This is a genomic window from Coprococcus sp. TM115-187, from assembly GCF_027679115.1.
In the GTDB taxonomy this organism is placed as follows: Bacteria; Bacillota; Clostridia; order Lachnospirales; family Lachnospiraceae; genus Allocoprococcus; species Allocoprococcus comes.
This window is the reverse complement of the sequence record NZ_JAQEKS010000013.1, coordinates 1-23,211: the sequence shown is the minus strand read 5'-3', so window position 1 is coordinate 23,211 and position 23,211 is coordinate 1. Positions and strand designations below refer to the sequence as shown.

Annotated in this window: 30 protein-coding genes; 7 read left to right on the top strand and 23 right to left on the bottom strand. The window is 43.8% G+C overall.

Going from position 1 to position 23,211, the window contains the following annotated elements; translation table 11 throughout:
- Nucleotides 1-91: 91 nt before the first annotated feature.
- The 5 genes from PGW42_RS09975 to PGW42_RS09955 all read right to left on the bottom strand — a co-directional run bounded on the left by PGW42_RS09975 (nucleotide 92) and on the right by PGW42_RS09955 (nucleotide 3,325).
- Nucleotides 92-322, bottom strand: a complete 231-nt coding sequence (locus PGW42_RS09975; RefSeq protein WP_008370600.1) for a KH domain-containing protein — start codon at nucleotides 320-322, stop codon at nucleotides 92-94.
- 23 nt (nucleotides 323-345) lie between these two features.
- Entirely contained in the window at nucleotides 346-591 is a 246-nt protein-coding gene (gene rpsP, locus PGW42_RS09970) for a 30S ribosomal protein S16 (protein WP_022220623.1), read from the bottom strand.
- Between the two features lie 79 nt (nucleotides 592-670).
- Nucleotides 671-2,035: a signal recognition particle protein gene (gene ffh / locus PGW42_RS09965; protein WP_008370602.1), complete on the bottom strand. Its 1,365-nt coding sequence runs from the start codon at nucleotides 2,033-2,035 to the stop codon at nucleotides 671-673.
- A 1-nt stretch (nucleotide 2,036) separates the two neighbouring features.
- Nucleotides 2,037-2,381, bottom strand: a complete 345-nt coding sequence (ylxM, locus tag PGW42_RS09960) for a YlxM family DNA-binding protein (protein ID WP_008370603.1) — start codon at nucleotides 2,379-2,381, stop codon at nucleotides 2,037-2,039.
- The gene (locus PGW42_RS09955; protein WP_055260526.1) at nucleotides 2,381-3,325 is read right to left on the bottom strand and encodes a S8 family peptidase; all 945 of its coding nucleotides are present in this window, start codon (nucleotides 3,323-3,325) and stop codon (nucleotides 2,381-2,383) included. The genes ylxM and PGW42_RS09955 overlap by 1 nt, the downstream gene beginning before the upstream one ends.
- Nucleotides 3,326-3,460: 135 nt before the next feature.
- Here PGW42_RS09955 and PGW42_RS09950 point away from each other — a divergent pair, with 135 nt between their 5' ends.
- The gene (locus tag PGW42_RS09950; protein WP_022220624.1) at nucleotides 3,461-3,739 is read left to right on the top strand and encodes a hypothetical protein; all 279 of its coding nucleotides are present in this window, start codon (nucleotides 3,461-3,463) and stop codon (nucleotides 3,737-3,739) included.
- Nucleotides 3,740-3,805: 66 nt separating this feature from the next.
- Here the strand turns inward: PGW42_RS09950 and PGW42_RS09945 are convergent, their stop codons facing one another.
- Nucleotides 3,806-3,937 carry a hypothetical protein gene (locus PGW42_RS09945; RefSeq protein WP_270203524.1) on the bottom strand — a complete coding sequence of 44 codons (132 nt, stop codon included), beginning with the start codon at nucleotides 3,935-3,937 and terminating at the stop codon, nucleotides 3,806-3,808.
- 37 nt (nucleotides 3,938-3,974) lie between these two features.
- Nucleotides 3,975-4,211 (bottom strand): hypothetical protein, encoded by a 237-nt coding sequence (locus PGW42_RS09940; RefSeq protein WP_044998655.1) that lies wholly within the window; start codon nucleotides 4,209-4,211, stop codon nucleotides 3,975-3,977.
- Between the two features lie 128 nt (nucleotides 4,212-4,339).
- Here PGW42_RS09940 and PGW42_RS09935 point away from each other — a divergent pair, with 128 nt between their 5' ends.
- From PGW42_RS09935 to PGW42_RS09925, 3 genes are all read left to right on the top strand, one after another.
- Entirely contained in the window at nucleotides 4,340-4,474 is a 135-nt protein-coding gene (locus PGW42_RS09935; RefSeq protein WP_264471514.1) for a hypothetical protein, read from the top strand.
- Nucleotides 4,475-4,476: 2 nt separating this feature from the next.
- Nucleotides 4,477-4,779, top strand: coding sequence for a hypothetical protein (locus PGW42_RS09930; RefSeq protein WP_270203523.1), 303 nt, complete (start codon nucleotides 4,477-4,479; stop codon nucleotides 4,777-4,779).
- Between the two features lie 63 nt (nucleotides 4,780-4,842).
- Complete coding sequence (locus tag PGW42_RS09925; RefSeq protein WP_270203522.1) at nucleotides 4,843-5,577, top strand: tRNA pseudouridine synthase A; 735 nt, start codon at nucleotides 4,843-4,845, stop codon at nucleotides 5,575-5,577.
- A gap of 1 nt (nucleotide 5,578) precedes the next feature.
- Here PGW42_RS09925 and PGW42_RS09920 read toward each other — a convergent pair whose 3' ends face one another.
- Nucleotides 5,579-5,983, bottom strand: a complete 405-nt coding sequence (locus PGW42_RS09920; RefSeq protein WP_117834723.1) for a secondary thiamine-phosphate synthase enzyme YjbQ — start codon at nucleotides 5,981-5,983, stop codon at nucleotides 5,579-5,581.
- Between the two features lie 12 nt (nucleotides 5,984-5,995).
- Nucleotides 5,996-6,853, bottom strand: a complete 858-nt coding sequence (locus PGW42_RS09915) for a patatin-like phospholipase family protein (RefSeq protein WP_117824364.1) — start codon at nucleotides 6,851-6,853, stop codon at nucleotides 5,996-5,998.
- Between the two features lie 177 nt (nucleotides 6,854-7,030).
- On the opposite strand from PGW42_RS09915, the gene PGW42_RS09910 reads away from it, so the two are divergent.
- Complete coding sequence (locus PGW42_RS09910) at nucleotides 7,031-8,671, top strand: ABC-F family ATP-binding cassette domain-containing protein (protein ID WP_270203521.1); 1,641 nt, start codon at nucleotides 7,031-7,033, stop codon at nucleotides 8,669-8,671.
- A 143-nt stretch (nucleotides 8,672-8,814) separates the two neighbouring features.
- Here PGW42_RS09910 and galT read toward each other — a convergent pair whose 3' ends face one another.
- Nucleotides 8,815-10,305 carry a UDP-glucose--hexose-1-phosphate uridylyltransferase gene (gene galT / locus PGW42_RS09905; RefSeq protein ID WP_270203520.1) on the bottom strand — a complete coding sequence of 497 codons (1,491 nt, stop codon included), beginning with the start codon at nucleotides 10,303-10,305 and terminating at the stop codon, nucleotides 8,815-8,817.
- A gap of 143 nt (nucleotides 10,306-10,448) precedes the next feature.
- A complete protein-coding gene (locus tag PGW42_RS09900) occupies nucleotides 10,449-11,732 on the bottom strand; it encodes a galactokinase (RefSeq protein ID WP_118199199.1) in 1,284 nt (427 codons plus the stop codon).
- A 208-nt stretch (nucleotides 11,733-11,940) separates the two neighbouring features.
- On the opposite strand from PGW42_RS09900, the gene PGW42_RS09895 reads away from it, so the two are divergent.
- Nucleotides 11,941-12,942, top strand: a complete 1,002-nt coding sequence (locus PGW42_RS09895; RefSeq protein ID WP_270203519.1) for a LacI family DNA-binding transcriptional regulator — start codon at nucleotides 11,941-11,943, stop codon at nucleotides 12,940-12,942.
- A 154-nt stretch (nucleotides 12,943-13,096) separates the two neighbouring features.
- Here PGW42_RS09895 and PGW42_RS09890 read toward each other — a convergent pair whose 3' ends face one another.
- Entirely contained in the window at nucleotides 13,097-13,729 is a 633-nt protein-coding gene (locus tag PGW42_RS09890; protein ID WP_055248837.1) for a histidine phosphatase family protein, read from the bottom strand.
- Nucleotides 13,730-14,125: 396 nt separating this feature from the next.
- On the opposite strand from PGW42_RS09890, the gene PGW42_RS09885 reads away from it, so the two are divergent.
- Nucleotides 14,126-14,605, top strand: coding sequence for an S-ribosylhomocysteine lyase (locus PGW42_RS09885; RefSeq protein WP_117558667.1), 480 nt, complete (start codon nucleotides 14,126-14,128; stop codon nucleotides 14,603-14,605).
- A gap of 127 nt (nucleotides 14,606-14,732) precedes the next feature.
- On the opposite strand, the gene PGW42_RS09880 is transcribed toward PGW42_RS09885, so the two are convergent.
- The 11 genes from PGW42_RS09880 to PGW42_RS09830 form a co-directional block, all read right to left on the bottom strand.
- Nucleotides 14,733-15,290, bottom strand: coding sequence for a 5-formyltetrahydrofolate cyclo-ligase (locus PGW42_RS09880; protein WP_173826136.1), 558 nt, complete (start codon nucleotides 15,288-15,290; stop codon nucleotides 14,733-14,735).
- Entirely contained in the window at nucleotides 15,268-15,489 is a 222-nt protein-coding gene (locus tag PGW42_RS09875; protein ID WP_055157151.1) for a DUF896 domain-containing protein, read from the bottom strand. The genes PGW42_RS09880 and PGW42_RS09875 overlap by 23 nt, the downstream gene beginning before the upstream one ends.
- Before the next feature lie 51 nt (nucleotides 15,490-15,540).
- Nucleotides 15,541-15,903 carry a hypothetical protein gene (locus PGW42_RS09870; RefSeq protein WP_055296647.1) on the bottom strand — a complete coding sequence of 121 codons (363 nt, stop codon included), beginning with the start codon at nucleotides 15,901-15,903 and terminating at the stop codon, nucleotides 15,541-15,543.
- Between the two features lie 95 nt (nucleotides 15,904-15,998).
- A complete protein-coding gene (locus PGW42_RS09865; protein ID WP_195502732.1) occupies nucleotides 15,999-17,669 on the bottom strand; it encodes a putative polysaccharide biosynthesis protein in 1,671 nt (556 codons plus the stop codon).
- 23 nt (nucleotides 17,670-17,692) lie between these two features.
- The gene (gene ybeY / locus PGW42_RS09860) at nucleotides 17,693-18,187 is read right to left on the bottom strand and encodes an rRNA maturation RNase YbeY (RefSeq protein WP_008370797.1); all 495 of its coding nucleotides are present in this window, start codon (nucleotides 18,185-18,187) and stop codon (nucleotides 17,693-17,695) included.
- The gene (locus PGW42_RS09855; RefSeq protein WP_117558673.1) at nucleotides 18,184-19,191 is read right to left on the bottom strand and encodes a PhoH family protein; all 1,008 of its coding nucleotides are present in this window, start codon (nucleotides 19,189-19,191) and stop codon (nucleotides 18,184-18,186) included. Before PGW42_RS09855 ends, ybeY begins: the two co-directional genes overlap by 4 nt.
- Nucleotides 19,192-19,194: 3 nt before the next feature.
- Nucleotides 19,195-20,445 (bottom strand): sporulation protein YqfD, encoded by a 1,251-nt coding sequence (locus PGW42_RS09850; RefSeq protein ID WP_182420282.1) that lies wholly within the window; start codon nucleotides 20,443-20,445, stop codon nucleotides 19,195-19,197.
- 15 nt (nucleotides 20,446-20,460) lie between these two features.
- Nucleotides 20,461-20,703, bottom strand: coding sequence for a sporulation protein YqfC (gene yqfC / locus PGW42_RS09845; RefSeq protein WP_022219963.1), 243 nt, complete (start codon nucleotides 20,701-20,703; stop codon nucleotides 20,461-20,463).
- Between the two features lie 100 nt (nucleotides 20,704-20,803).
- On the bottom strand, nucleotides 20,804-21,565 hold the full coding sequence (locus PGW42_RS09840; protein WP_270235136.1) for a hypothetical protein: 762 nt from the start codon (nucleotides 21,563-21,565) through the stop codon (nucleotides 20,804-20,806).
- A gap of 189 nt (nucleotides 21,566-21,754) precedes the next feature.
- Nucleotides 21,755-21,970, bottom strand: coding sequence for a FeoA family protein (locus PGW42_RS09835; RefSeq protein WP_008370804.1), 216 nt, complete (start codon nucleotides 21,968-21,970; stop codon nucleotides 21,755-21,757).
- A gap of 336 nt (nucleotides 21,971-22,306) precedes the next feature.
- Nucleotides 22,307-23,143, bottom strand: a complete 837-nt coding sequence (locus PGW42_RS09830) for an MBL fold metallo-hydrolase (RefSeq protein WP_270203517.1) — start codon at nucleotides 23,141-23,143, stop codon at nucleotides 22,307-22,309.
- Nucleotides 23,144-23,211 lie beyond the last annotated feature (68 nt).

The window sequence follows — 23,211 nt, the reverse complement described above, 5'->3', positions numbered from 1 at the left end:
CAGTGAATCTGTCATTGGCAGCTTCACTTGCATACTAAGGTATGATAAAAAACGCAGATAAAAATAAATTTACCTGCGTTTTATTTTTATGCTATTGCATAATTTCAACCACGACTTTTTTGTCTTCTTTGGCCGCGGCTGCCTTTACAACGGAACGGATTGCTTTCGCAATTCGGCCTTGCTTACCGATCACCTTTCCCATATCATTATCTGCGACATGTACTTCGATCACGGTAGTCTTGCCTTCCTGTTTTTCCGTAACCACGACGCCTTCAGGATTGTCCACAAGTGCTTTCGTAATTACTTCTACTAAATTTTTCATCACTCGCACCTCCGCGAAGCAACCTATTTTTCAATACCTGCTGCCTTAAAGATTTTTCCAACTACTTCTGTAGGCTGAGCACCGTTGTTTAACCATTTCTTAGCTGCTTCTTCATCTACTTTGAATACGCTAGGATCCTGAGTTGGATCGTATGTTCCGATTTCTTCGATGAATTTTCCGTCTCTTGGTGATCTAGAATCAGAAACAACGATTCTATAGAAAGGAGCTTTCTTCTGTCCCATTCTTCTTAATCTGATTTTTACTGCCATTTTACTTTCCTCCATAAAACAATTTGTATTTATAATAGTTTATCTATATATCACGCATGGTCTGCGGAATATATCTCCTTTAGAAAGGCATCTTGAACTTGCCTTTTTTACCTTTCCCGCCCATCATTCCCGGGAAAGACTTCATCATCTTGCGCATCTGCTCGAACTGCTTCATCATCTTGTTAACTTCCGAAATGTCAACTCCGGCTCCTGCTGCGATTCTTCGCTTTCTCTGCGGAGTGATGATGTCCGGATTCTGACGTTCCTTGATCGTCATGGAATAAATGATTGCTTCGACTCTTGCCATCTTCTGTTCCGCATCATCCGCATCGATATCGGGCATCTTGCCTTTACCAAGACCACCCATGCCGCCAAGTCCGGGAAGCATATTCATGATACTTCCAAGACCGCCCATCTTGCGCATCTGTTTCATACTTTCCAGATAGTCCTCAAAATCAAACTGCGACTTTTTGAGTTTTTCTGTCATCTTACGTGCCTGTTCTTCGTCGATCTCTTCGCCGGCTTTCTCGATCAGGCTGAGTACATCCCCCATACCAAGGATTCTGGAAGCCATACGATCCGGATAAAACTGCTCCAGATCTGATAATTTCTCACCCATACCCACATAAAGGATCGGGCATCCGGTGACTGCCTTGATTGAAAGTGCCGCACCACCTCTGGTATCGCCATCAAGCTTTGTGACGATTACTCCATCTATACCAATCTTCTCATTAAAGTTCTCTGCAACATTCACGGCGTCCTGACCGGTCATTGCATCGACAACGAGAATACTCTGATGAACCTCGACCGTGTTCTTAATCTCCTGCAGTTCTTCCATCATCTCTTCATCAATATGAAGACGTCCTGCAGTATCCAGAATAATCACGTTGTTGCCATTCTTTTCAGCATGCTCCAGTGCTGCTTTAGCGATATTCGCCGGCTTCTGGTTATCTCCCATGGAGAACACTTCCACACCCTGCTTCTCTCCGTTGATCTGCAACTGTTTAATAGCTGCAGGTCTGTAGACATCACATGCTACCAGAAGAGGCTTCTTACCTTTCAGCTTGAACTTTCCTGCAAGCTTTGCTGTGGTCGTTGTCTTACCTGCTCCCTGAAGACCCATCATCATAATGACCGTCTTCTGGCTTCCCGGCTGGAATTTAATCTCCGTTGTCTCAGAGCCCATCAGATTCACCAGCTCGTCATTCACGATCTTGATCACCATCTGTCCCGGATTCAGTCCGCTCATCACATCCTGTCCGACTGCACGCTCCTGCACACTTTTTACAAAATTTTTGACAACTTTGAAGTTAACATCTGCCTCCAGAAGAGCCATCTTAACTTCACGCAGAGCCGCTTTTACATCATCTTCTGTAAGTCGTCCCTTGCTTCTTAAATTCTTGAATACGTTCTGAAGTTTTTCTGTCAAACTGTCAAATGCCATGTTATAACTCCTCTATGATCTCTCCTGAAAGCTTTTTCACTTTCTTTATCAGTTCTTTTTCGTCCTGCTCTTCATAATTCTCAAGAAGCAGATCGATCTCATGGACTTTTTTTTTCACAGACATGAACTTCTCCACCAAATGCAGCTTCGCTTCATAATCCTCCAGACTCTTGTTACAGCGCCGGATCATATCATGAACACCCTGTCTGCTGATCCCCGCATCTCTTGCGATCTCGCTGAGCGAATAATCTTCAAGAACTGCCTGTTCATAAATCTCTTTCTGATGTTTTGTTAAAAGCTCACCATAAAAATCATATAATAATGTCTGCTTTAAAATCTCGTCCATCACTTATCACCTGTGCTATCATATAACAGATTTTCATTAGTGTCAAGTATTTTTTCTTGACATTCAAGAAATTTTTCTACATGCAGGTTCCCATGTCCCTGTCTCTGGTCATAATACCTGCCCTTTTCACAGGAATTCCACAGTCTGTATTTAAGTTCCAGATTACACATATCCGGGTATTTCTGCAAAACCAGAGCCGCTGCCCCGGACACTACCGGAGTTGCCATAGAAGTCCCGGTTTTTGGAATATAGGCATAAGGGCTCCGCACCGGATACAGGTAATTGCAGGAATAGATCCGGTTCCCCGGCACGGCAAGATCCGGTTTTTTAATACAATCTCCGGTCGGCCCACAGCCGGAATATTTCTTTCCCAGTTCTTCATCCGCCCCAACTGTGATCACCTTCCGGCTGTTTCCCGGTATCGTGACGCTCCCTTCCTTTGGTCCTTTGTTTCCTGCCGCCGTTACGACTACCAGACCGGCATCCCAGAGCCGTTCTACCCAGAACAGGAACAATTCATCTTCCGGATCCTTCTTATGAGGAAGAGTTCCAATCGAAATATTGACGATCCGGATCTTCATTTCCTTTTGTTTTAACAACACGTACCGGATCCCGTTTATCACATCCCGGATTTTTCCACCACCTCTCTGATTCAGCACCTTGACAGCAAAGATCTGCGCCTCCGGTGCCATTCCGCTGTACAGGCCTCTTCCGCTTTTTCCATTTCCGGCAAGAATTCCTGCCACATGGGTTCCATGTCCGTTGTCATCATATATGGTTTTCTTCCCCTGTACACAGTCCTTCCATCCCACGATGCGGCCGACAAGATCCGGGTGCTGTGTGATCCCTGTATCCAGAACGGCACAAACGACGCCCTTTCCAGTGATTTTGTTTCGCATTGTATCCGAACACCAGTAGTGGATTTTCCGTTTCAAATCTTTCATATTTAAAATATCCTTTTTCTATTAGAATATTCTTTCTGAAATCAGATGCCAATTTCTTCGGAACTTTTTTGAAACACTGACATGCCTCCTTACATATGATGAAGTGTAAAGAAACCTTACTGGAGGCTATCAAATATGAGTGAATTAAGTGCAACAAACTGCGGATGTGGAAATTCTATGGATAACTGTGGATGTGGCTGTGGAATGTCTTCCTGCGTATGGATCATTCTTCTCCTCTGCTGCTGTGGCGGATGGGGACGCAATGGTGACGGATGTGGATGTGGAAATGACAGCTGCCTGTGGATCATCCTTCTTCTCTGCTGCTGTGGTGGATTCGGCAACGGATTCGGTAACGGATGCGGTAATGGATGCGGATGTGGAAACGGCTGTGGCAACGGCGGATGCGGCTGCTAGTTACGAAACTCAGATCTTATTCGTTCAGACAGACCAGAGGCGGGGCAAATTATATCCCCGCCTTTTTTATGTTTTGTTTTTGCGCTTCTCCCGTTGCTTTTCGTGTTCCTCTTCCTGCTCCTTTTCCTTTTTCTTTCGCAAACATTCTTCATCCACTTCATAGATCGCATTCCCATCAATAATAATCCGGCTGCTCATTTAACAAAATCCTTCCATTAGTTCTTCCTTTGCTTTATTATATGTGGATCTCATATTTTCCGTCTTCTTTACATATATATTTATAACGCTGAACCGTGGAGGACATATGGAAAAGAAACCGCCCCTTGTCATGACGCCATTTGACGAGTCTCTCACGAATGATTTTCTGCAACTTGTCAAAATCATTCTTCCCTATCTGCCCGATCACGTTCAGCGTATAGCTGGCATTTATGTGAAACTTACGGAACTTATGAATGCCTTTTACTGTTTCCAACCTCCTTATTATCATAATCGCAGAGGGCGGCTACGAAAGCAGGAGAAAGATCCGGGCAGCATGTTTGAAGCAGTTGTACCCTATCTTTCTCCTGAAAAAAGAGAAATGTTCGATTCCTTTTCCGGAATATGGCAAATGATGGAAATGATGAAAGAGATGGACTTTGGAGATCCTGCAAATATGGCAGATATGATGAATGGATTTCAGGCAGCACAGGATATGACGGATATGATGAGTGGATTTCAGACAGAAAGGATGGATGAAAATGAACGAATGGATGGAGCATCCGGATCTTGCGAATCTGGATCCGCTGAAACAGGAGCTGATCCGGACAGCGGCGATGAAAGCCGGTGGCAAGAACGGGAAAGCGCTGGTCCCGGTGATGATGTCGCTGATCACCGGTGCGAATAAACGGGGAATCCGGTTTACCCCTGATGAGATTTCGCTGATTCTTTCAGCGATCAAAGAAGGGAAAAGCAAACAGGAGCAGGCACAGATCGACCAGATGGTACAGATGATCCGGACAATACAGGCAGGAAAACAGCCACCAAGGTCCGGAAGGCAATAAAAATTGCCTTGCCCGACAATCAATGCTATAATGAACGGCAGAAATGCACTTCAGGAGGAGCTTATGACAACGATCAAACTTACCATAGAATACGACGGAACCCGCTATCCGGGCTTTTCCACAAAGAAAAAAAGCGCCAGTATCGAATCAAAGCTTGCACTGGCGATCAGGGATGTAACCGGACAGTCCACACAGCTTTTTGCTGCCGTAAAGACGGAACCGGGTGTTCACGCAACACACCAGATTGTAAGTTTTCAATTAGAAAAAGAATCTTTTTCAGACAATACAGAACTGTTAAAAATGAAATTAAACGCAGCTCTTCCGGCGGATATTGCAGTCACCTCGCTGGAAATCGCAGATGAACGTTTTGTGGCTTCTCTCGCGGTAAAAAGCTGTACCTATACCTGCAGGATCGCCACAGATCCTGCCGCAGCATTATTTTCCCGTCCTTACACCTGTGTTGTAAACGAGTCTCTTGACCTGGAATCCATGCAGCAGGCAGCGCAGCTTCTTATCGGTACGCATGACTTTGCCGCATTTTCAAACGGACGTACCAGAAAAAGTACAGTGCGCACTGTAGAAACGATCAAAATTAACCGCGAAGACCAACTGATACAGATTCAGCTGACTGCAAATAGTTTTCTCCGGCATATGCCGCAGCTTCTTGCCGGTACCATTCTCACAGCTGGAAAAGAAAAAAAGACAGACGGAACTACGCTGACTCTCGCTGGTGTAGAATCAGCAGCTCCTGCCTGTCCTTCGCATGCATTCACCCTGACGGATGTACAACTCCGTTAATCTATCCTTCGATGATCTTCACATAAAAGGTACGGTTTCTTGGTCCGTCAAACTCGCAGAAATACAGATCTTGCCAGATGCCAAAGACGATCTCTCCATCATGGATGATCAGCGTCTGTGACGGTCCGACCACCGTCGTCTTCATATGTGCATGCGAATTTCCCTCTGCATGCTGATAGAAGAACTGTTCTGCCGGAAATACTTTTTCAAAGCTACACAACATATCATGCACCACATCCGGATCTGCATTCTCATTGATCGTAAATCCGGCTGTCGTATGTGGTGAGAAGATCACAGCAATCCCTTCTCTTACACCGCTTCTTTCAATGTCTTCTCTTACCATTTCTGTTACCTTTGTCATTTGCTGTGATGCGTTTGTCGCAATCTGATGTTCGTACAGATGCATATGCACACCTCCTTATTTTTCCAGATAAGCTTCGAGTCTCGGAAGCTCTCTTTTCATCATTTCATAGCCATGATCGTAGAAAGCCATCAGCTTATCATAATCTTTTTCCAGTCTGGATACCGGCTTCATTTCCGGGCGAAGGACGAAGATATTTCCTTCTTTTTCCAGCTTTTCTATGTATTCTTCTGTCCGGTTATACATCACCGGTCTTCGGATACAGGTGCGGACAAGTGCCGGATATTTGCTGTACATCTTCCGGTATAACTTGCCGACCGCTTTGGAAGTTGGTTTTTTGCGGTAGCCTTCCGGTCTCGTCAAAATGAGAACTATTTTTTTCAGTCCCTTTTCCTGCACATGCTTTACCGGAATGGAATCGGCAAGTCCACCATCCAGATACGGAATCCCATCTATATTTACGATCGGACATACAAGTGGCATACTGCTGCTGGCGCGGCAGATCTTCATCAGCCGGTCACTGGCGTTCTCTTCGGTCATATATTCGGCATTTCCCGTAAGACAATTGGTTGTCACGATCTCACAGGTCATTTCATTTGAAAAATAAGTATCAAAATCAAACGGAAAGAGTTCATTCGGATATTTATTGAATATCATATCCATATCCAGAAGACTTCTTTCTTTTACGAAATCTTTAAGTCCGTAATAATAGCTGTATTCCTTTCCTCTGTGGATCATACAGTCCCTTGTCCTGCCGATCTGCTTTGAGACATAATCGACTGCGTTACAGGAACCTGCCGATACACCGACCACGTATGAAAAATACAGATCTTTTTCCATCAAATAATCCAATGCGCCGGAAGTAAATACACCTCTTGTTGCACCGCCTTCCAACACCAGCCCTGCTTCTGTCAAAACACTCGCTCCTTTCGTCCTACCATGCTGTATATTTCGTGTATGATTTATAAGTATACCACAAATTCTTCCTTATGTTAATGCTTATTCTCTTGCGAAAATTGTGCAGTCATGTTACCATAATGAACGTAATGCAAAAATTGAAACGATAATTCTATTTGAATAAGGAGAATTTTTATGATTAGTACAAGTAATATCACCCTCCGCGTAGGGAAGAAAGCCTTGTTTGAAGATGTAAATATCAAATTTACAGAAGGCAACTGCTACGGTCTGATCGGAGCGAACGGGGCCGGAAAATCTACATTTCTTAAGATCCTTTCCGGGCAGCTTGAGCCGACCAGCGGAGAAGTCATCCTCACACCAGGTGAGCGTCTTTCTTTCTTGCAGCAGGACCACTTCAAATACGACCAGTATCCGGTTCTTGATACTGTAATCATGGGAAATGCCCGTCTTTACGAGATCATGAAGGAAAAAGAAGTGATCTATGCCAAAGAAGATTTCACAGACGAGGACGGGATCAAGGCAAGTGAACTGGAAGCAGAATTTGCAACCCTGAACGGATGGGAAGCAGAATCTGATGCCGCATCTCTTCTGAACGGACTTGGAATTGAGACAGAGCTTCACTACAATATGATGAACGAGCTGACCGGTGCACAGAAGGTCAAAGTCCTTCTTGCACAGGCACTTTTTGGTAATCCGGATATTCTTCTTCTGGATGAGCCTACCAACCACCTGGATCTGGATGCGATCGCATGGCTGGAAGAATTCCTGATCAACTTTGACAATACCGTGATTGTTGTTTCTCATGACCGTTATTTCCTGAATAAGGTCTGCACACAGATTGCCGATATCGATTACGGTAAGATCCAGCTCTACGCCGGTAATTACGACTTCTGGTACGAATCCAGCCAGCTGCTGATCCGTCAGATGAAAGAAGCCAACAAGAAAAAAGAAGAAAAGATCAAGGAGTTACAGGACTTTATTTCCCGGTTCAGCGCCAATGCGTCCAAGTCCCGTCAGGCAACTTCCCGTAAGCGCGCCCTGGAAAAGATCCAGCTTGATGAGATCCGCCCATCCAGCCGTAAATACCCTTACATCGATTTCAAACCAAACCGCGAGATCGGTAATGAAGTTCTGATGGTCGAAGGCTTATCCAAAACCATCAACGGGGAAAAAATCCTGGACAATCTTTCCTTCACACTGAACCGGGACGACAAAGTTGCATTTGTCGGTGGAAATGAATTTGCCAAAACTGTTCTCTTCCAGATCCTGATCGGAGAAATGGAGCCGGATGAAGGTACTTATAAATGGGGAATCACCACTACACAGGCATATTTCCCGAAAGACAGCGGAAAAGAATTTGACAATGACGATACCATCGTAGAATGGCTGACTCAGTATTCGGAAGAAAAGGATGTTACCTATGTACGAGGTTTCCTTGGAAGAATGCTTTTCGCCGGCGACGACGGTGTAAAGAAGGTTAAAGTTCTTTCCGGCGGGGAAAAGGTACGCTGTCTGTTATCCAAGATGATGATCTCCGGTGCCAACGTACTGATCCTCGACGAGCCTACTGACCACCTGGATATGGAATCCATCACTGCGCTCAACAATGGAATGAAGAAGTTCCCTGGCGTACTTCTGTTCTCTTCAAGAGACCACCAGATCGTTGAAACGACAGCAAACCGTATTATGGAAATCCTTCCGGATGGTTCAATGATCGATAAGATGACAACTTACGATGAATATTTGAAAAATAATATTGGGGCTTCTAAGAGACAGGCAATCCTGGATCTGAATACAGAAGAACAGGATGACTAAGAATTTATCTTGTCGGTACATTTGTGCTGATGTATAATAAATCAGGACTAAAACTCAGGTAGTTCCCCCGAACAATTGAAGTTCGGTCCGACACCCGAGTTTTAGTCCTTTTTTATCTTTTTATATTCTTTTTTTGCTCTATATTACAGGCTTCCAACAAACCGCTCAAATGCTGACCTGCCTTCTTCTGTCTGCTTATAAACGCCGGCATCTTCCAGCACCTGGTTAAACACCTGTCCGATTTCCTCATGGAGAATGTCCATGATATTTTCTTTCGTAATGTCTGTATATTTTGGAAGGAATTCTTCTACCCAGTCTGCATGCTTTTCAAGCACTTCATTGCTGCGGATGTCCTTTCCTTCAAGGATTGCATCTGCAAGCTGTTCCATCTCACTTTTCAGTCTTGACGGCAGCACTGCAAGTCCCATCACCTCGATCAGACCAATATTCTCTTTCTTGATGTGATGTAATTTTGCATGCGGATGGTAAACGCCAAGCGGATGTTCTTCTGTCGTAATATTATTTCTGAGAACAAGATCCAGCTCAAAATACCCATCCCTGATTCTGGCGATCGGAGTGATCGTGTTGTGCGGTTCTCCGTTCGTCTCGGCAAAGATAAATGCGGCTTCGTCTGTATAAGATCTCCAACACATTAAAATATGGTCAGCTGCGCTGATCAGACGTTCTTTGTCTTTGCACTGCAGACGGATAACAGACATTGGCCATTTTACCATTCCAGCGCGCACATCTTCATACCCCGGAATCACATATTCTTTAATAACCGGAGCTTTTGCCATTGCAAATTCATGATTTCCACCCTGGAAATGATCATGGCTTAGGATCGATCCTCCTACGATCGGAAGATCTGCATTGGAACCAACAAAATAATGTGGAAACTGGCTGACAAAATCCAACAGCTTTGCAAAGGTTGCACGCTCAATTTTCATCGGCACATGCTCTCCGTTGAAAACGATGCAGTGTTCATTGTAATACACATACGGTGAATACTGAAATCCCCAGTTTTTTCCATCGATCCTGATCGGAATGATCCGGTGATTCTGTCTTGCCGGATGATTGACGCGACCGGCGTAGCCTTCATTTTCCTTACACAGCTGGCATTTCGGATAACCACTCTGTGTAGCATTTTTTGCTGCCGCGATCGCTTTCGGATCTTTTTCCGGTTTGGACAGATTGATGGTGATCTCCATCTCCCCATATGGTGTCTCTGTGATCCATTTCTGATCCTTTTTAATCCGGTATCTTCGGATATAATCGCTGTCCTGACTAAGCTTGTAAAAATAATCGGTCGCCTTTTTCGGTCCTTCCTGATACAGTTCATAGAATTTATGGCTTACCATGCTCGGTAACGGAACCAGTTTTCCCATGATTTTTGTATCAAACAGATCCCGGTACACGATTGAATCTGCAATCAGTTCTTTTTCCACTGCATAATCTGTAATCTCCTTCAGAATCTGTTCCAGCTCCTCTGCCCCCCTGCTTCCTGGTGTCTCCTCGTAAGACTCCAGACCAAGTGCCTCTAAAATCTGATTGGTAACAAATATTTTATCTTCCGGTGCTACAAGCCCCGTATCTAATCCATACTGTACCAGTTCTGTAATTGCCTGATCGATCATTTTTCTTCCTCCAAATCTTTTTGCTCGTCCTTTATCCATCCATTTTCAATGCGGCACATTTTTTACACCGAATCCTTTATTTATTCAGATAGCAAACTAAAATCTGTATTTATGTCTAACCTTGACAGCTAGCATATTTTCGTTTACGCGATTACTTTCATTCCGCCATATTTACGAACCTTTAATACGTGGCAGGATCCTTCTCCAAATACTGCATCCAATGCTTTTCTGTACTCTTCTACAAAATCATTCTTCACAAATGCCTGAATGGTTCCGGCAAATCCGCCTCCATGCACACGGCATACTCCATGGTTTCCGAGTACATTTTCGCTGACTGCAAGGGCAATGGATACTGCCTGGTTCTGCACGTCACGGTTAGTATATACATTCTGAAGATATTTGAAAGAGGAATCTCCGGATGCTTTGATCATATTAAGGAAATCTTCAAATCTTCCTTCGCGAAGGGATGCAACCTGTGCTGCAACTCTCGCATTATCACCGAAGAAATGCATAGCCCGAAGCACCGGACGGTCTCCAAGCTTCTCGCGGAGTGCCGGGATCGCTGCAAAAAATTCTTTTTCATCTACGTCACGGAGAACTTCTTTTCCAAAATATGTTGCAATAGCTTTCATATCCGCCGGAATCTGTGCATAATCCGGTGTCAGATCCTGATGAGAACCTTTGGTATCTACGATGCACAGACTGCATGCATGATTTTCAAAATCTACATCTACTTTTTCTACAACCGGAGCCTTTGGATCTTTGAAATCAATGTGGATCAGTCCACCAACCGCGCAGGCTGTCTGGTCCATCAGACCACTTGGCTTTCCAAAGTAAACATTTTCAGAATACTGACCAATCTGTGCAATCTCTACCATGCTGATCTGCATATCGTTGTAAAGTCCGGAAACAATGGTTCCAATGATTGTTTCAAATGCAGCAGACGAAGAAAGTCCTGCTCCGATCAGCACATCACTTGTCACATAAGCATTGAATCCACCAATCTTGTATCCGCGTTCTTTCAGTCCTGCAAGTACGCCACGGATCAGTCCGATAGATGTCCCTTCTTCTTTGTCAACCTTTTCTACATCATTCGCATCGATAATGATCATATCATATCCTTCAGATACCACACGGACGGTCATATCTTCATTTTTATTTACAATTGCGATCGCATCCAGATTAATAGAGGTTGCAAGCACCATTCCGTGCTGATGATCTGTATGATTTCCACCAACTTCACTTCGTCCCGGTGCGCTGTATACTTCTACTTCTCTGTCCCCATACAATTTCTGATACTCTGCCATCGCTTTTACATAGCGTTCTTCCTGATGTGCAATCACACTTTCATCAATATAAATATCTTTTAATGTATCACGGTACACGCCCTGTTTCATTTCTTCCATAAGTTTTGTAAGCTGTTTCATCTTCATTTCCTCCAAATACATTTTCGATTCTGCTTTGATAATTGTATTATAAAATATATTTAGTAAATTTGCAATATATATTTACTAAATATTTTAATAAATTTACTAGTGAATTTTTGTACAGTTCTACATAATTCTTTCACTTTCCATTTTTTTACTCCTCTGTTATAATAGAAGAATCAGAAATTTTTTAACAAGGGGGCCGCTTATGGCAACAATCAAAGATATTGCTTCTGCTGCCGGTGTTTCTGCCGCAGCAGTTTCACGTATACTGAATAATGATGAGACGCTCAATGTCTCACCGGAAACCCGACAGAAAGTACTGGATACTGCAAGAGAGCTGCATTATGTAAAGCGCGGACGTCCTTCTGTCAAATCACTTTTTACCCTTGGGATCATTCAGTGGTTCTCTTCCCAGCAGGAACTGGAGGATAATTATTATCTTCTGATCCGTCAGGGAATTGAAGATTACTGCCTCTCACACAATATCCAGATCGTGCGTACCTACAAAAGCGACATCAATTACATGGACGTTCTGAAGGATGTAGACTGTCTGATCTGTATCGGCAAATTCAGTCAGGAGGAAATTTCTTATCTGTATGAGATGAATTCGTGCATCCTGTTCCTGGATATGCCGGTAAACGATGACCGGATTTCCACAATTATTCCGGATTTCGGTGAAGCAGTTACAGAGGCTCTGGATTATCTGACCGGGATCGGGCATCGGGAGATCGGTTTTTTTACCGGAAAAGAATATATCGGCGAAAATCATCTCTATCCGGATTACCGGAAAAAAGTCTTTATTGATTACTGTGATGCACACGATCTGATTTATGAGCCTTATATCCAGGAGGGTGTCTTCCGGATTTCTTCCGGTTATGAGATGGCATGCAATCTGATTAACGGCGGCAAGCTGCCGACGGCGATCTTTGCAGCAAGTGATCCGATCGCTTTTGGTGCGATCAAAGCCTTTACCGAACACGGGATCCGTGTTCCGGAGGATATTTCCATCGTAGGCTTTGATGATATCAATATGGCACAGTTTTCTGCTCCACCGCTGACAACGGTCAGTGCGCCAGCTTATCATATGGGAATGTACGGAGCTTCTATTCTGCAACATCTCCTGAGGGAGCATCCGGGACCTGCACTTAAGATCAAACTGCCGTGTAAGCTGGTTGTCCGGAATTCGTGTAAAGCGATTGAAAAATAGCTCATATCTGTGTGAATATACCAATGAATTTTATCTAACATCAAAAAGCTCCCATCCGGAGAAGAAATGAGTTATAATTAGCTCACATTTCTCCGGATGGGAGTTTTTTTATTAAACAATTCATCAGAAAGCCTTTAGGACATCAAATAACTTTCTACCAGTCCTGCACTGACTCTTGATAATAAGTCACATTTTCCTGTAAAATTTCTATTTTTCCATCTTTTACTTCCGCAATTGATACCGCACAGTTCTTATGTACCCCCTGCTGCCAGTACCCGGAAATCGGCAGACCTTTCATCAGGCTCAGAATCCCGCAAAGTGCTGCACCATGTGTGGATAAAAGTACATTTTTATCCTGAAGCTCTTCTTTCTGATAAAGCTCTTCCAGAAAATTATTCAGACGTGCCCGCACTTCTTCAAAGGATTCCCCTCCTTTTGGCGGCTGATACACTTCCGGTGCATTAAAAAAATTGCGAAATCCCGGATCCGGAATATTCCATCCCTCTTCCCTGCAGCAAAGTCCCTCAAATTCTCCAAAGCTCATCTCCTGGATCCGCTTATCCGGAACAATCGGAACCTCCCTGTCCCCCAGGACGAGCCGTGCCGTCTCTGCCGCTCTTTTCAGCGGGCTTGTGTAACAGACCGCAAATGGAACATCTGCGAGTGCCGGAGCCGTCTCTTTTGCAAGTAGTTTTCCAAATTCATTCAGTGGAATATCCACCTGTCCCTGTAATTTTCTTTTTTTATTCCAGTCCGTCTCTCCATGACGGATCATATATATTTTCATCTCTTAGCTTCCTCCTGCTATCATTAAAAACACACGCATCCTCCGTGTCAGTCAGCATAGCGATTGGCACGGGAGTTAACAGTAACGATTATAGCACATTTTTCACCTTTCTTCCACCAAAAGGCTTGTTATTAAACTTTATGACAGTTATAATGATGTTGGGGTCAAAAGGTATTTTGACCCCTTTGATACCAGATTGCTACGTGCTTTGCACTCTCGCAATCCTCAAAAACATTCGTAATCCGCTCATTTTTCTTTGAAAAATGGCTACTTACTCATGTTTTTGGCGGGTCAAGATGTCAAAAAACCTCTTGCAAGCAAGCTTGCATCGGCTTTCTGACCTTTTTACCCTGGTATCTTATAATAAACGTAGTACAAAAAAGGAGATACTTGATTATGGAGAAAATTACCAGTTTCACAATAGACCATTTGAAGCTTGTTCCTGGGCTTTACGTCTCACGTAAGGATTGTGCCGGCGAACAGGTCATTACAACCTTTGATATCCGCATGACCAATCCGAATGAAGAACCGGTTATGAATACTGCAGAGGTTCACACCATCGAACATCTTGGTGCAACCTTCCTTCGTAACCACAGGGACTACGCATCAAAAACACTTTACTTTGGACCAATGGGATGCCGTACCGGCTTCTACCTTCTTCTTGTAGGTGATTATGAATCAAAAGATATCGTTCCACTGATGAAAGAAATGTTTGCTTTTATCGCAGACTTCAATGGGGACGTACCGGGAGCTGCTGCAAAAGACTGCGGAAACTATCTGGACATGAACCTTCCGATGGCAAATTATATGGCAAAAAGATATCTGACTGAGGTTCTGGAAAATATTACAGAAAAACAGCTGGTTTATCCTGAATAAGCCTTACTATATGAACCTGAAAATGGGAGTCAAACATACTATCCATTGATTTTCTTCAAATGTTCCTGTATGTTTGCTCCCATTCCTGTTTTCAATCAAAACTCTCTATGATACACTTCCAGAATTTCTACCAGAACCTCTCTTCCGTTGTAACATAATCTGCCGGAAGATCAAATTCTTCGGTCTCAATTTCTTCTACGATCTGCATTTCATAAGCAGCTGCGATCCGGCAGATATCTTTCCGTTTTTCAAAATAACGATCATAAAATCCACCGCCATAACCGACACGGTTCTTTTTTTCATCAAAAACACTTCCCGGCAGGATTGCCAGTGTAGTCTGCCCTTCTCCGGCTTTATAAACAGGGCATTCTTTTTTCGGCTCCAGGATGCCATAAGCCCCCTTTTCCAGATCCTCAAAAGAATGTATCCGATAAAACTCCATCTCTTTTCCCGCTACCCGTGGCACATAGACCTTTTTTCCAAGCTCCCATGCCTTCTCGATCAGTGTTCCGGTTGCCACCTCTCCACGAAAATCAATATACGCAAGAAGGTTGTCTGCATTTTTAAATGTCTCTGTCTCTTCAATGCGTCTCATGATCCGCAGGCTCTTCTCCCGAACCTCTTCTTTTGGAAGTGCCTGTCTCATTTTCAGAAATTTTGCCCTAATTTCCTTTTTTCTGTCCATATTTCTCACCCAGATTTGTAATGGATCCATCCTTCTCCTTGATTGAAATGTTATTAAGCTGTCCACGAAGATTTCTTTTGAATGCATCTACATATTCCCGTCTGAGAATCTGCTGTTCTTTTTTCTCTTCCTCTGTCAGTCCTTCTGCTTTTGATTTTCTATATAATTCATTAATGCGTTCAATTTTTGCTGTCTCCATTTTTCTTTTGTCCCTTCTTTGTTTTTCTATATAATAATGTTATCTTTTTAATCAGCTGGAATAATTTTCCAGGAACCCATAAAGCTTGTCTTTTCCCTCTAACCGCTTTCCCTCCCGGATCTCATTCTGCAGTTCTTCCGGAAGCTCTTCGACACGGATATTCGTATATTCATAAATACTTGTCTGGTCGTCCAGATAAACAATCACATATCCGTTGCGGTTTTTCAGATAATACACCCCTTCTTTGTGTGCGCCGCCCTGAGTGCTGACTGTCTGTTCTGTTTCCTGCTGCTCCGTCTGTTCTGTCCTTGCAATTTCTTTCCTGTAATTATAATCTGCATAATATGCATAAGATAAGATCGCAAGAATCAGAAGAGTCCCCGTTAAAAGACCAATATGATATCTTGTTTCCATAAGGAACACTCCTTTTTCTACAAGTATTGGTCTGCTTGGAGGATTTTATTCATTATGGGGGAATTTTTAGGTTGTGATATCAAATCATCCACAGCTTAGTAATATCTGCGTTCTTTTAATAAATGGCATTTTTTGCAGACTATTACAATTTGGTGACCTTTTGGGAGACCGAGGAGTTCTTTTTCGGACATGCCACCCATTTTAAGGAGAACGACTGCGTATACCGCTACTGCCACGATGAGGGCGATCAGGGTTGCGATTCTTCCTCCGATGAAGGTGTCAAGTACGAAATGCACTGCCCATGCCAAAATTGCCATAACAGCTCCGGCGATAGACGGAATGACAAAAGTCTTACGGCTCTCCTGAAGATATCCACATGCTTCACGGATATCATGTGCATTCATGATACACATGCATAAAGAGAACACAATCTTACTTCCAATCAGTGCATAAATGCCCCATTTGAACATAACAAGCATAATAAACAGAGATACAATATGTAGTATCAGGGATACCATTGCATTTTTTACCGGTTCCATCATACGGTCCAGACCCTGAAGCACTGTATTCGTAACGGTTGAAAGTGAATAAAATACCAGAGAAATCGCTCCGATCTTCAGCATAATTCCCTGTGTTACATTATCTACATTCGGCCACAGGAAATCCATGATCGGCTGACCAAGTGCAAAGAATCCAAATGCGCTTGGAATCGCGATCAGCATCGTGTAACGGATAACTGTATAAATCCGGTTATGTAACAGTCTTCTGTCATGATTCTCTGCCGCGCTTACAAGCCCCGGGATCACAGATGATCCCAATGCACTCGCAACGGCAAGCGGTACGTTGAACAGGGTATAATACTGTCCTAATTTACCAAGAAGCTCTGCACAGACCGCCTCACTGGTTCCCTGTGCGCCCATGATCTTATTGAACATAGCACTGTCAATAACATTTGCACTGTTATAAATCGTTGTACTTAAAATGATCGGTGCGATCGTCAGAATCAGGATCTTGAAAATCGCACGGTAATCATCCAGTTCTTTCGAGGTATCCCGCTTCATCTGCCGCATCATCGGCTTGCGGAATACCACATAGCAGAACAGTAAGAACAGCAGACCGATCAGAGCACCGGCTACTGTACCAAGTGTACCTCCTGCTGCGGAATAGGCTGGTCCCAAAAGGTTATTCCCCTGCACCTTAGCCATCTGTTTTCCATTTTCCAGAAGAACGGCTGCACCTACAACACTGACAATCGCATTGAGAAGCTGTTCAATGATCTGCGAAATTGCAGTCGGGATCATCGTTCCCATCCCCTGAAAATAGCCACGAAAAACTGCCATAATCGCACAAATCAGGAGCCCGGGAGCAAGCACCTTCAAAGAATAGCAGCTCATTTTGGCTCCCATCAGATATTCTGCGATCGCCTCTGCTCCAAAAAATACGATCACCATGATCGTGACACCAGATAGCGTAGCTATGATCAGCGATGCCTTCAATACCCTGAATGCATTTTTCCGTTCTCCTGCCGCCATTTTGAATGACACCAGCTTTGATACCGCAACCGGCAGACTGTAAGACGAAATGATCAGAGCAATAGAATACACCTGAAATGCCATATCATAATAGCCCTGTCCTTTAAGCCCCATAATATTGAGCATCGGGATCCGGTATACTGCCCCGATGATCTTTGTGATAATACCGGCTGCCGCAAGGATGCTTCCCTGCATCAGAAAACTGCCGCCCTTTGATTTTTTCTTTTTACCCATACGTTAAAACCTCATACTTTTATCTATCTTGTAATTCCCAGCATCTCCAGAACTTCCCGCTGTTTCTTTTCCATCACGAGCCGTTCTTCATCTTCCATATGGTCATAACCTAACAAGTGCAACATACTGTGCGCAATAAGGAAAGCAAATTCACGTTCTACCGAATGGCCATATTCTTCTGCCTGCTCCTTTGCGCGCTCTTTGGAAATCACAATATTGCCGAGCATCAGTTCTCCGGTTTCCGGATCAAATGAACTGTCATCTGTATCCAGATATGCATAATCAGCCGGTGACGGGAATTCCGTCATCGGAAATGACAGGACATCGGTTGCACGGTCGATTCCGCGAAATTCCAGGTTCATCTGTCGGATCTCCTCATTCATCGTAAGAAGAAGTTCTACCTGCGCCTCGTATGGGCACTTCTCATAATCCAGGACTGCATCTGCAACTTTTGTCGCCAGTTCTTCATAAGGCAGCTTTAAATCCAATGCTCCCTCATCCTCTAAAAATAGTCTCATCTTGTTCCTCGTTTCTTTCTGTCTCTAGTGTGGGATTTTTTCTGTTCCTGCTTTTGCTCGTATTCCTCGTACGCTTTAACAATTCGCTGTACCAGCGGATGTCTGACAACATCCCGGCTGGTCAGACGGCAAATCGAAATATCTTCCAGATTCTTGACTACACTCACTGCCACATCAAGTCCGGATGTCTGTCCTGCCGGAAGGTCTTTCTGTGTAGAGTCTCCAGTAATCACGACTTTGGATCCAAAGCCAATACGTGTCAGGAACATCTTCATCTGCGCCGGTGTGGTATTCTGTGCCTCATCCAGAATAATAAAAGCGTTATCAAGGGTTCTGCCTCGCATATAGGCAAGAGGCGCAACCTCGATCAGCCCTTTTTCTGAATTCTTGATAAAGCTTTCTGCTCCCATGATCTGATAGAGTGCATCATAAAGTGGTCTTAAATATGGATCGATCTTACTCTGCAGATCTCCCGGCAAAAAGCCAAGCTTTTCTCCTGCTTCAATTGCCGGACGTGTCAGAATGATACGCCCCACTTCATTGCGTTTGAACGCCGTGATTGCCATTGCCATCGCCAGATAAGTTTTACCGGTTCCGGCAGGGCCAAGACCAAAGGTGATCATCTTTTCCCGGATCGCATCCACATATTTCTTCTGTCCGAGCGTCTTTGGTTTGATTGGCTTTCCCTGAAGTGTATGACAGATCAGGTCTTTATCAATTGTCAAAATATCTTCCGCGCTGTCTTCCATCGTAAGGGACAGGGCATAGTCTACATTCTGCTCCTGGATCATGTTCCCGCGCCTGGAAAGCTCGGTAAGCTGCGACAATACCTGCTGCGCCCTCTCTACATTCTTTTCTTCTCCAAGGACTTTCACCTTTCCATTTCGCGCGATCAGTGTAACATGTAAAGCTCTCTCAATTTTTTTTGCAAATATATCGAACTGGCCAAACACATTTTTTTCATGTTCAGCCGGTATGTCTATCATGGTCTCAAGAATTCCCATAAATCAGTTTCCTTCCTGCTGTATATTTTCTGCATCTGCCTTCGGCAGTTCATGTACCGTTCCTTTTTGTACAATTCCGAACGGTCCGGATAAAACCAGTTTCCCCTTTGCCGAATACCGGTTCGTCTCCCTGTATATTTTAACATCATTCTCTGAAATTTGAACCCCTTTTTTCTCTAATCGGGCGCAAAACTTCTCAAAATTATAGGACAGAATTTCTCTTGCTTGCCTGTCTGTATAAGAAATCTCCTCTTTTCTGCTCTCTTTGCTCCGTTCAACTCTTACCGAGACCGGAAATGGAAAGTGTCTCTCCAAATACAGGGTATATCTGCAGGTCAGCGCATTATATTCCGGGTAAGGTAGCTCCCGCCTGCCAAAAAGATACAGCCTTCCCGGTGTTTCTATCCAGAACCTCCAGCTCTTCTTGCCGGTATCTTTCCATACCGGATGCAACCTGTCAAGAATATCTGTATACGCAACCGTTGTCTGTGCTATTATGTCTGCATCCGATACCCGGTACTGGTATCCTGTCACCTCATCTGAATCATTCTTTACTTCCACACTTCCACTCACAAGGATCTCTCCTTTTTTTACCTCACTGCCTTCCCGGACAAGCGGATTCCCTTTTCGTGTAATGATCTTCTGAATGATCCCGTCCGCTTCTGCCACAATATCCATCGGCGCTTCCGCCTCAGCTTCTGTCTGCAGCTCCTTCCGGTCAGGATTCTCCCTGACTTTAATCTTCAGACAACTCCCATGAACATAGGCTGAAACCCAGATAATATCGTCGTATTCCATACGAATATCTTTTTCAATCCGGTCACAGTCTACATTCTTTTTTGCCATTCCACAGGCAATTCCTTTTTCCGTCAGAAAAGAAAGCAAAACCTCATCTGTCCTTGCAAGGTTTCCATCAATCTGAATCCTCCATATAAAAGAAGAAAGCAGAAAGATCAGACAGATTGCGATGACCGATCCTGTAAAAAAAAGCTTCCGTCCACGGTATTTATGTATAAAAAACGGGACTCCTCTTTTCTGGATGATCCGTACCTTTGCCCTGCTCTTCCTGACCATTGGTCGCAGTCTGCGGAAATCCCGGACGCGGATATTCATCTCATATGCCCCTTTTGCCGGTCTCAAATTCCAGAGAAAAATCCCATGATAACAGCAAAGATTTAAAAAACGTTCCGGTGAATATCCTTCGACTCTGATGCGCAGGTATCCGGCAAGATTATTCAGAATATATCGCAGCATCTTCGTCATCCCTTCCTAAGAATACTCAATTTTCTCTACCTTTCCGGTAATCTTCATATCGGTTGTTGTATAGTAGTTGATCTCAAGTGATTTCCCTGTGATGCGAATCTGTCCGCTACGTACATTTATACGGATCAGCTGTTCGGTATATTCCAGAATTCCACGGTAATTCTCTATATTCACTTCATAATGCCCTGTAAGAGTCAGAATCGGGACACCCAGCACCACATCCTTCGGCAAATTTGCTGCATCTGCCATGCGATACCTTCGTGTCCCGTCTTCTTGTTCGGATCTCTGTCTCATATTGCCGCATATACCGTTTTGTTGACAGTGTATGCTTCAGAACCACATAATATTCCTATGCTGTATAATTGCTGAATTTTCCCGGGAGCAGTCTTCCCGCACATGCATGAATTTCGATCTGACCTTTTTCTCCGGCAATAAACTTTAATGCCGTTGTATCATCTGACAGTTCCGGTGTCGGTCTGCCAATCGTAAGCACATTCTTCTTTGCGTAAGTTGTAAAGGTATATTCACTGCCCGGCCGCAGAGAACAGATGGGTCTGCCATTTAAGAAAAATGCATCCTGTCCGCCGGTATAACCGCCCTCTTCTTCGATAATATGGATCGTTGCCGGAGCAAAAAGGCAATCCGGTTCCTGCTGTGGCTGTTCCAAGACATTCTGTTGATTGTTCCAGACATTCTGATTCTGGTTCCATCCATTTTGCTGATTATCCCAGCTGTTCTGATTCTGGTTCCATCCATTTTGCTGATTGTCCCAGCCGTTCTGGCTCTGATTCCATCCACCTGACTGATTATTCCATCCATTTGGCTGGTCTTCTGGTCTGTAATTTCCCATCGGTGCTTTTTTTGCAACCCAGTAAGAAGTGAAACCACCAATTGCAGCTCCGATAATTCCAAAAACATATGCCCCGTAAAATGCATTATCACCAGCATTCAAAAGCTGCATCAGCCAGGCTCCGACAAAAGTACCGGTAAATTCAAGGCCAAACCACAATCCCAGTGTCAATGCACGATATTTTTTTGGATTCTGTCCTCTTTCTATCGCGTGCTTTCCATTCACACGCCAAAGCCATATAAGACAAATAATTTCTAACATTTGTTTTCCCTCTTTCGCGCTTCTATTTTGTTACATAAATGTATTATATCTTCAATCGCAGCTGAAAACAATCCGTTATTCTGTGAAAACTTTATAAAATCGAACAGACTGGCTCCTTCATGATCCGGATATACAAAAAAATCGATCCTACTTTTCCTGTGATTGTAAGATCGATTTTTCATTTCTTTGTTATACTTGAATTCTCGCGGCGGCATCCTGGCTGATAGCGAACCGCTTCTGGTCAGATGCTATAATCATCATACCACTGGCATCATTCTGGATCACATGGATTTCGCTGCCCTCTTTGATTTTGAATTCCTTTAATTTTTCCAGCACCTCCGGTACTCCGAACATCCATTTGATCGTGTACCATTTCCCCGGAACAGCTGTTGATAATGCCTGCATTTTTACACCTTCTTTTTTTCTCCTTTGATTTTACTACAGTATACTCGCTTTCATATTGGTTAGTCAACGACAATGTTTTTTAGTTATTATATACACAATTCCATTCAATAGCCATATTTAACAATTATTTTCAGAATTCAACTTCTGTTTTATCCCCCTCACTATAAGCTGGTTCTGGAAGAAAATCTGATCAGGGCAGACGAGCTGGATGAAGTTCTGGATGCTTATGCAATGACCGAACCTGAAGTCATACTCATAAAAGAAGCAATGTAACAAGACAAAAGCCCCAGGATCTATCAACTCATTACCCGTGATAAATCCTGGGGCTTCCTTCATTTAAAATACCACCGTTTCCCCTGTTCCAAGTGCATGTACCATTTCGCCAAGTTCTTTTTTCAGAATCCCGAATGCAATATTTCCGGTACAGTGACCGGTATAGATTTCCTCTACGCCAAGCCCTTTCAATTCCTGCGCAGTTTCCACAACCTCTTCCTCTGGTATGGCAAGTGTATCCATGCCCGAAAGCTTCATCATATGGAATCCACCGACAACCGCATAGACCTTTTGCCCGCCGAGTGCCATCTGCACTTCTCGCACAATATTGACAATTCCCCCATGGGAACAGCTATTAAATATCACCAGTCCTTTTCCCGTCTCAAAAACCACACTCTGCTCATGTGCAAAATCATCTGCAATAAACTCTTCACCGATTTTCCGGTACATGTGCGCCCTGCGTCCCATCTCATCCAGACCGCCGGTAAAATGCGGCACGACCCAGACGCCTTTTTCAACTTCACAGACTGCATTTAACGGACGGAACCGCTCTTTATAATTTTCCAGAAGATGCTGCGGAATTCCAATATATTTCTCTTTTCCTTCTGTCCGGTAAAAGCAGTTCTCAGCAGACGTCTCCTGCATATAGACCGCTGCTTTGTCATTCTCCTTAAAAAACTCCTCAAAACCGCCACTGTGGTCATAATGTGCATGGGATAAAAACGCCGTATCTACTTTCGAAAGATCAATCCCCAGCTCCTTTGCATTTTCTGCAAAGAGCGCTGTTGCGCCAGTATCCAGAAGGTACGTCTTTCCCTCATATTCGATATAAACCGACAGCCCATGTTCTGCACAAAGTCTGCATCTGGAACTGTTTTCTACTAATACTACCATCTTCATATGAATCAGCCGTTACTGAAAACTTATAAAAAGTTACAAACTTCTATGTTTCATTCCTACTTCAACGA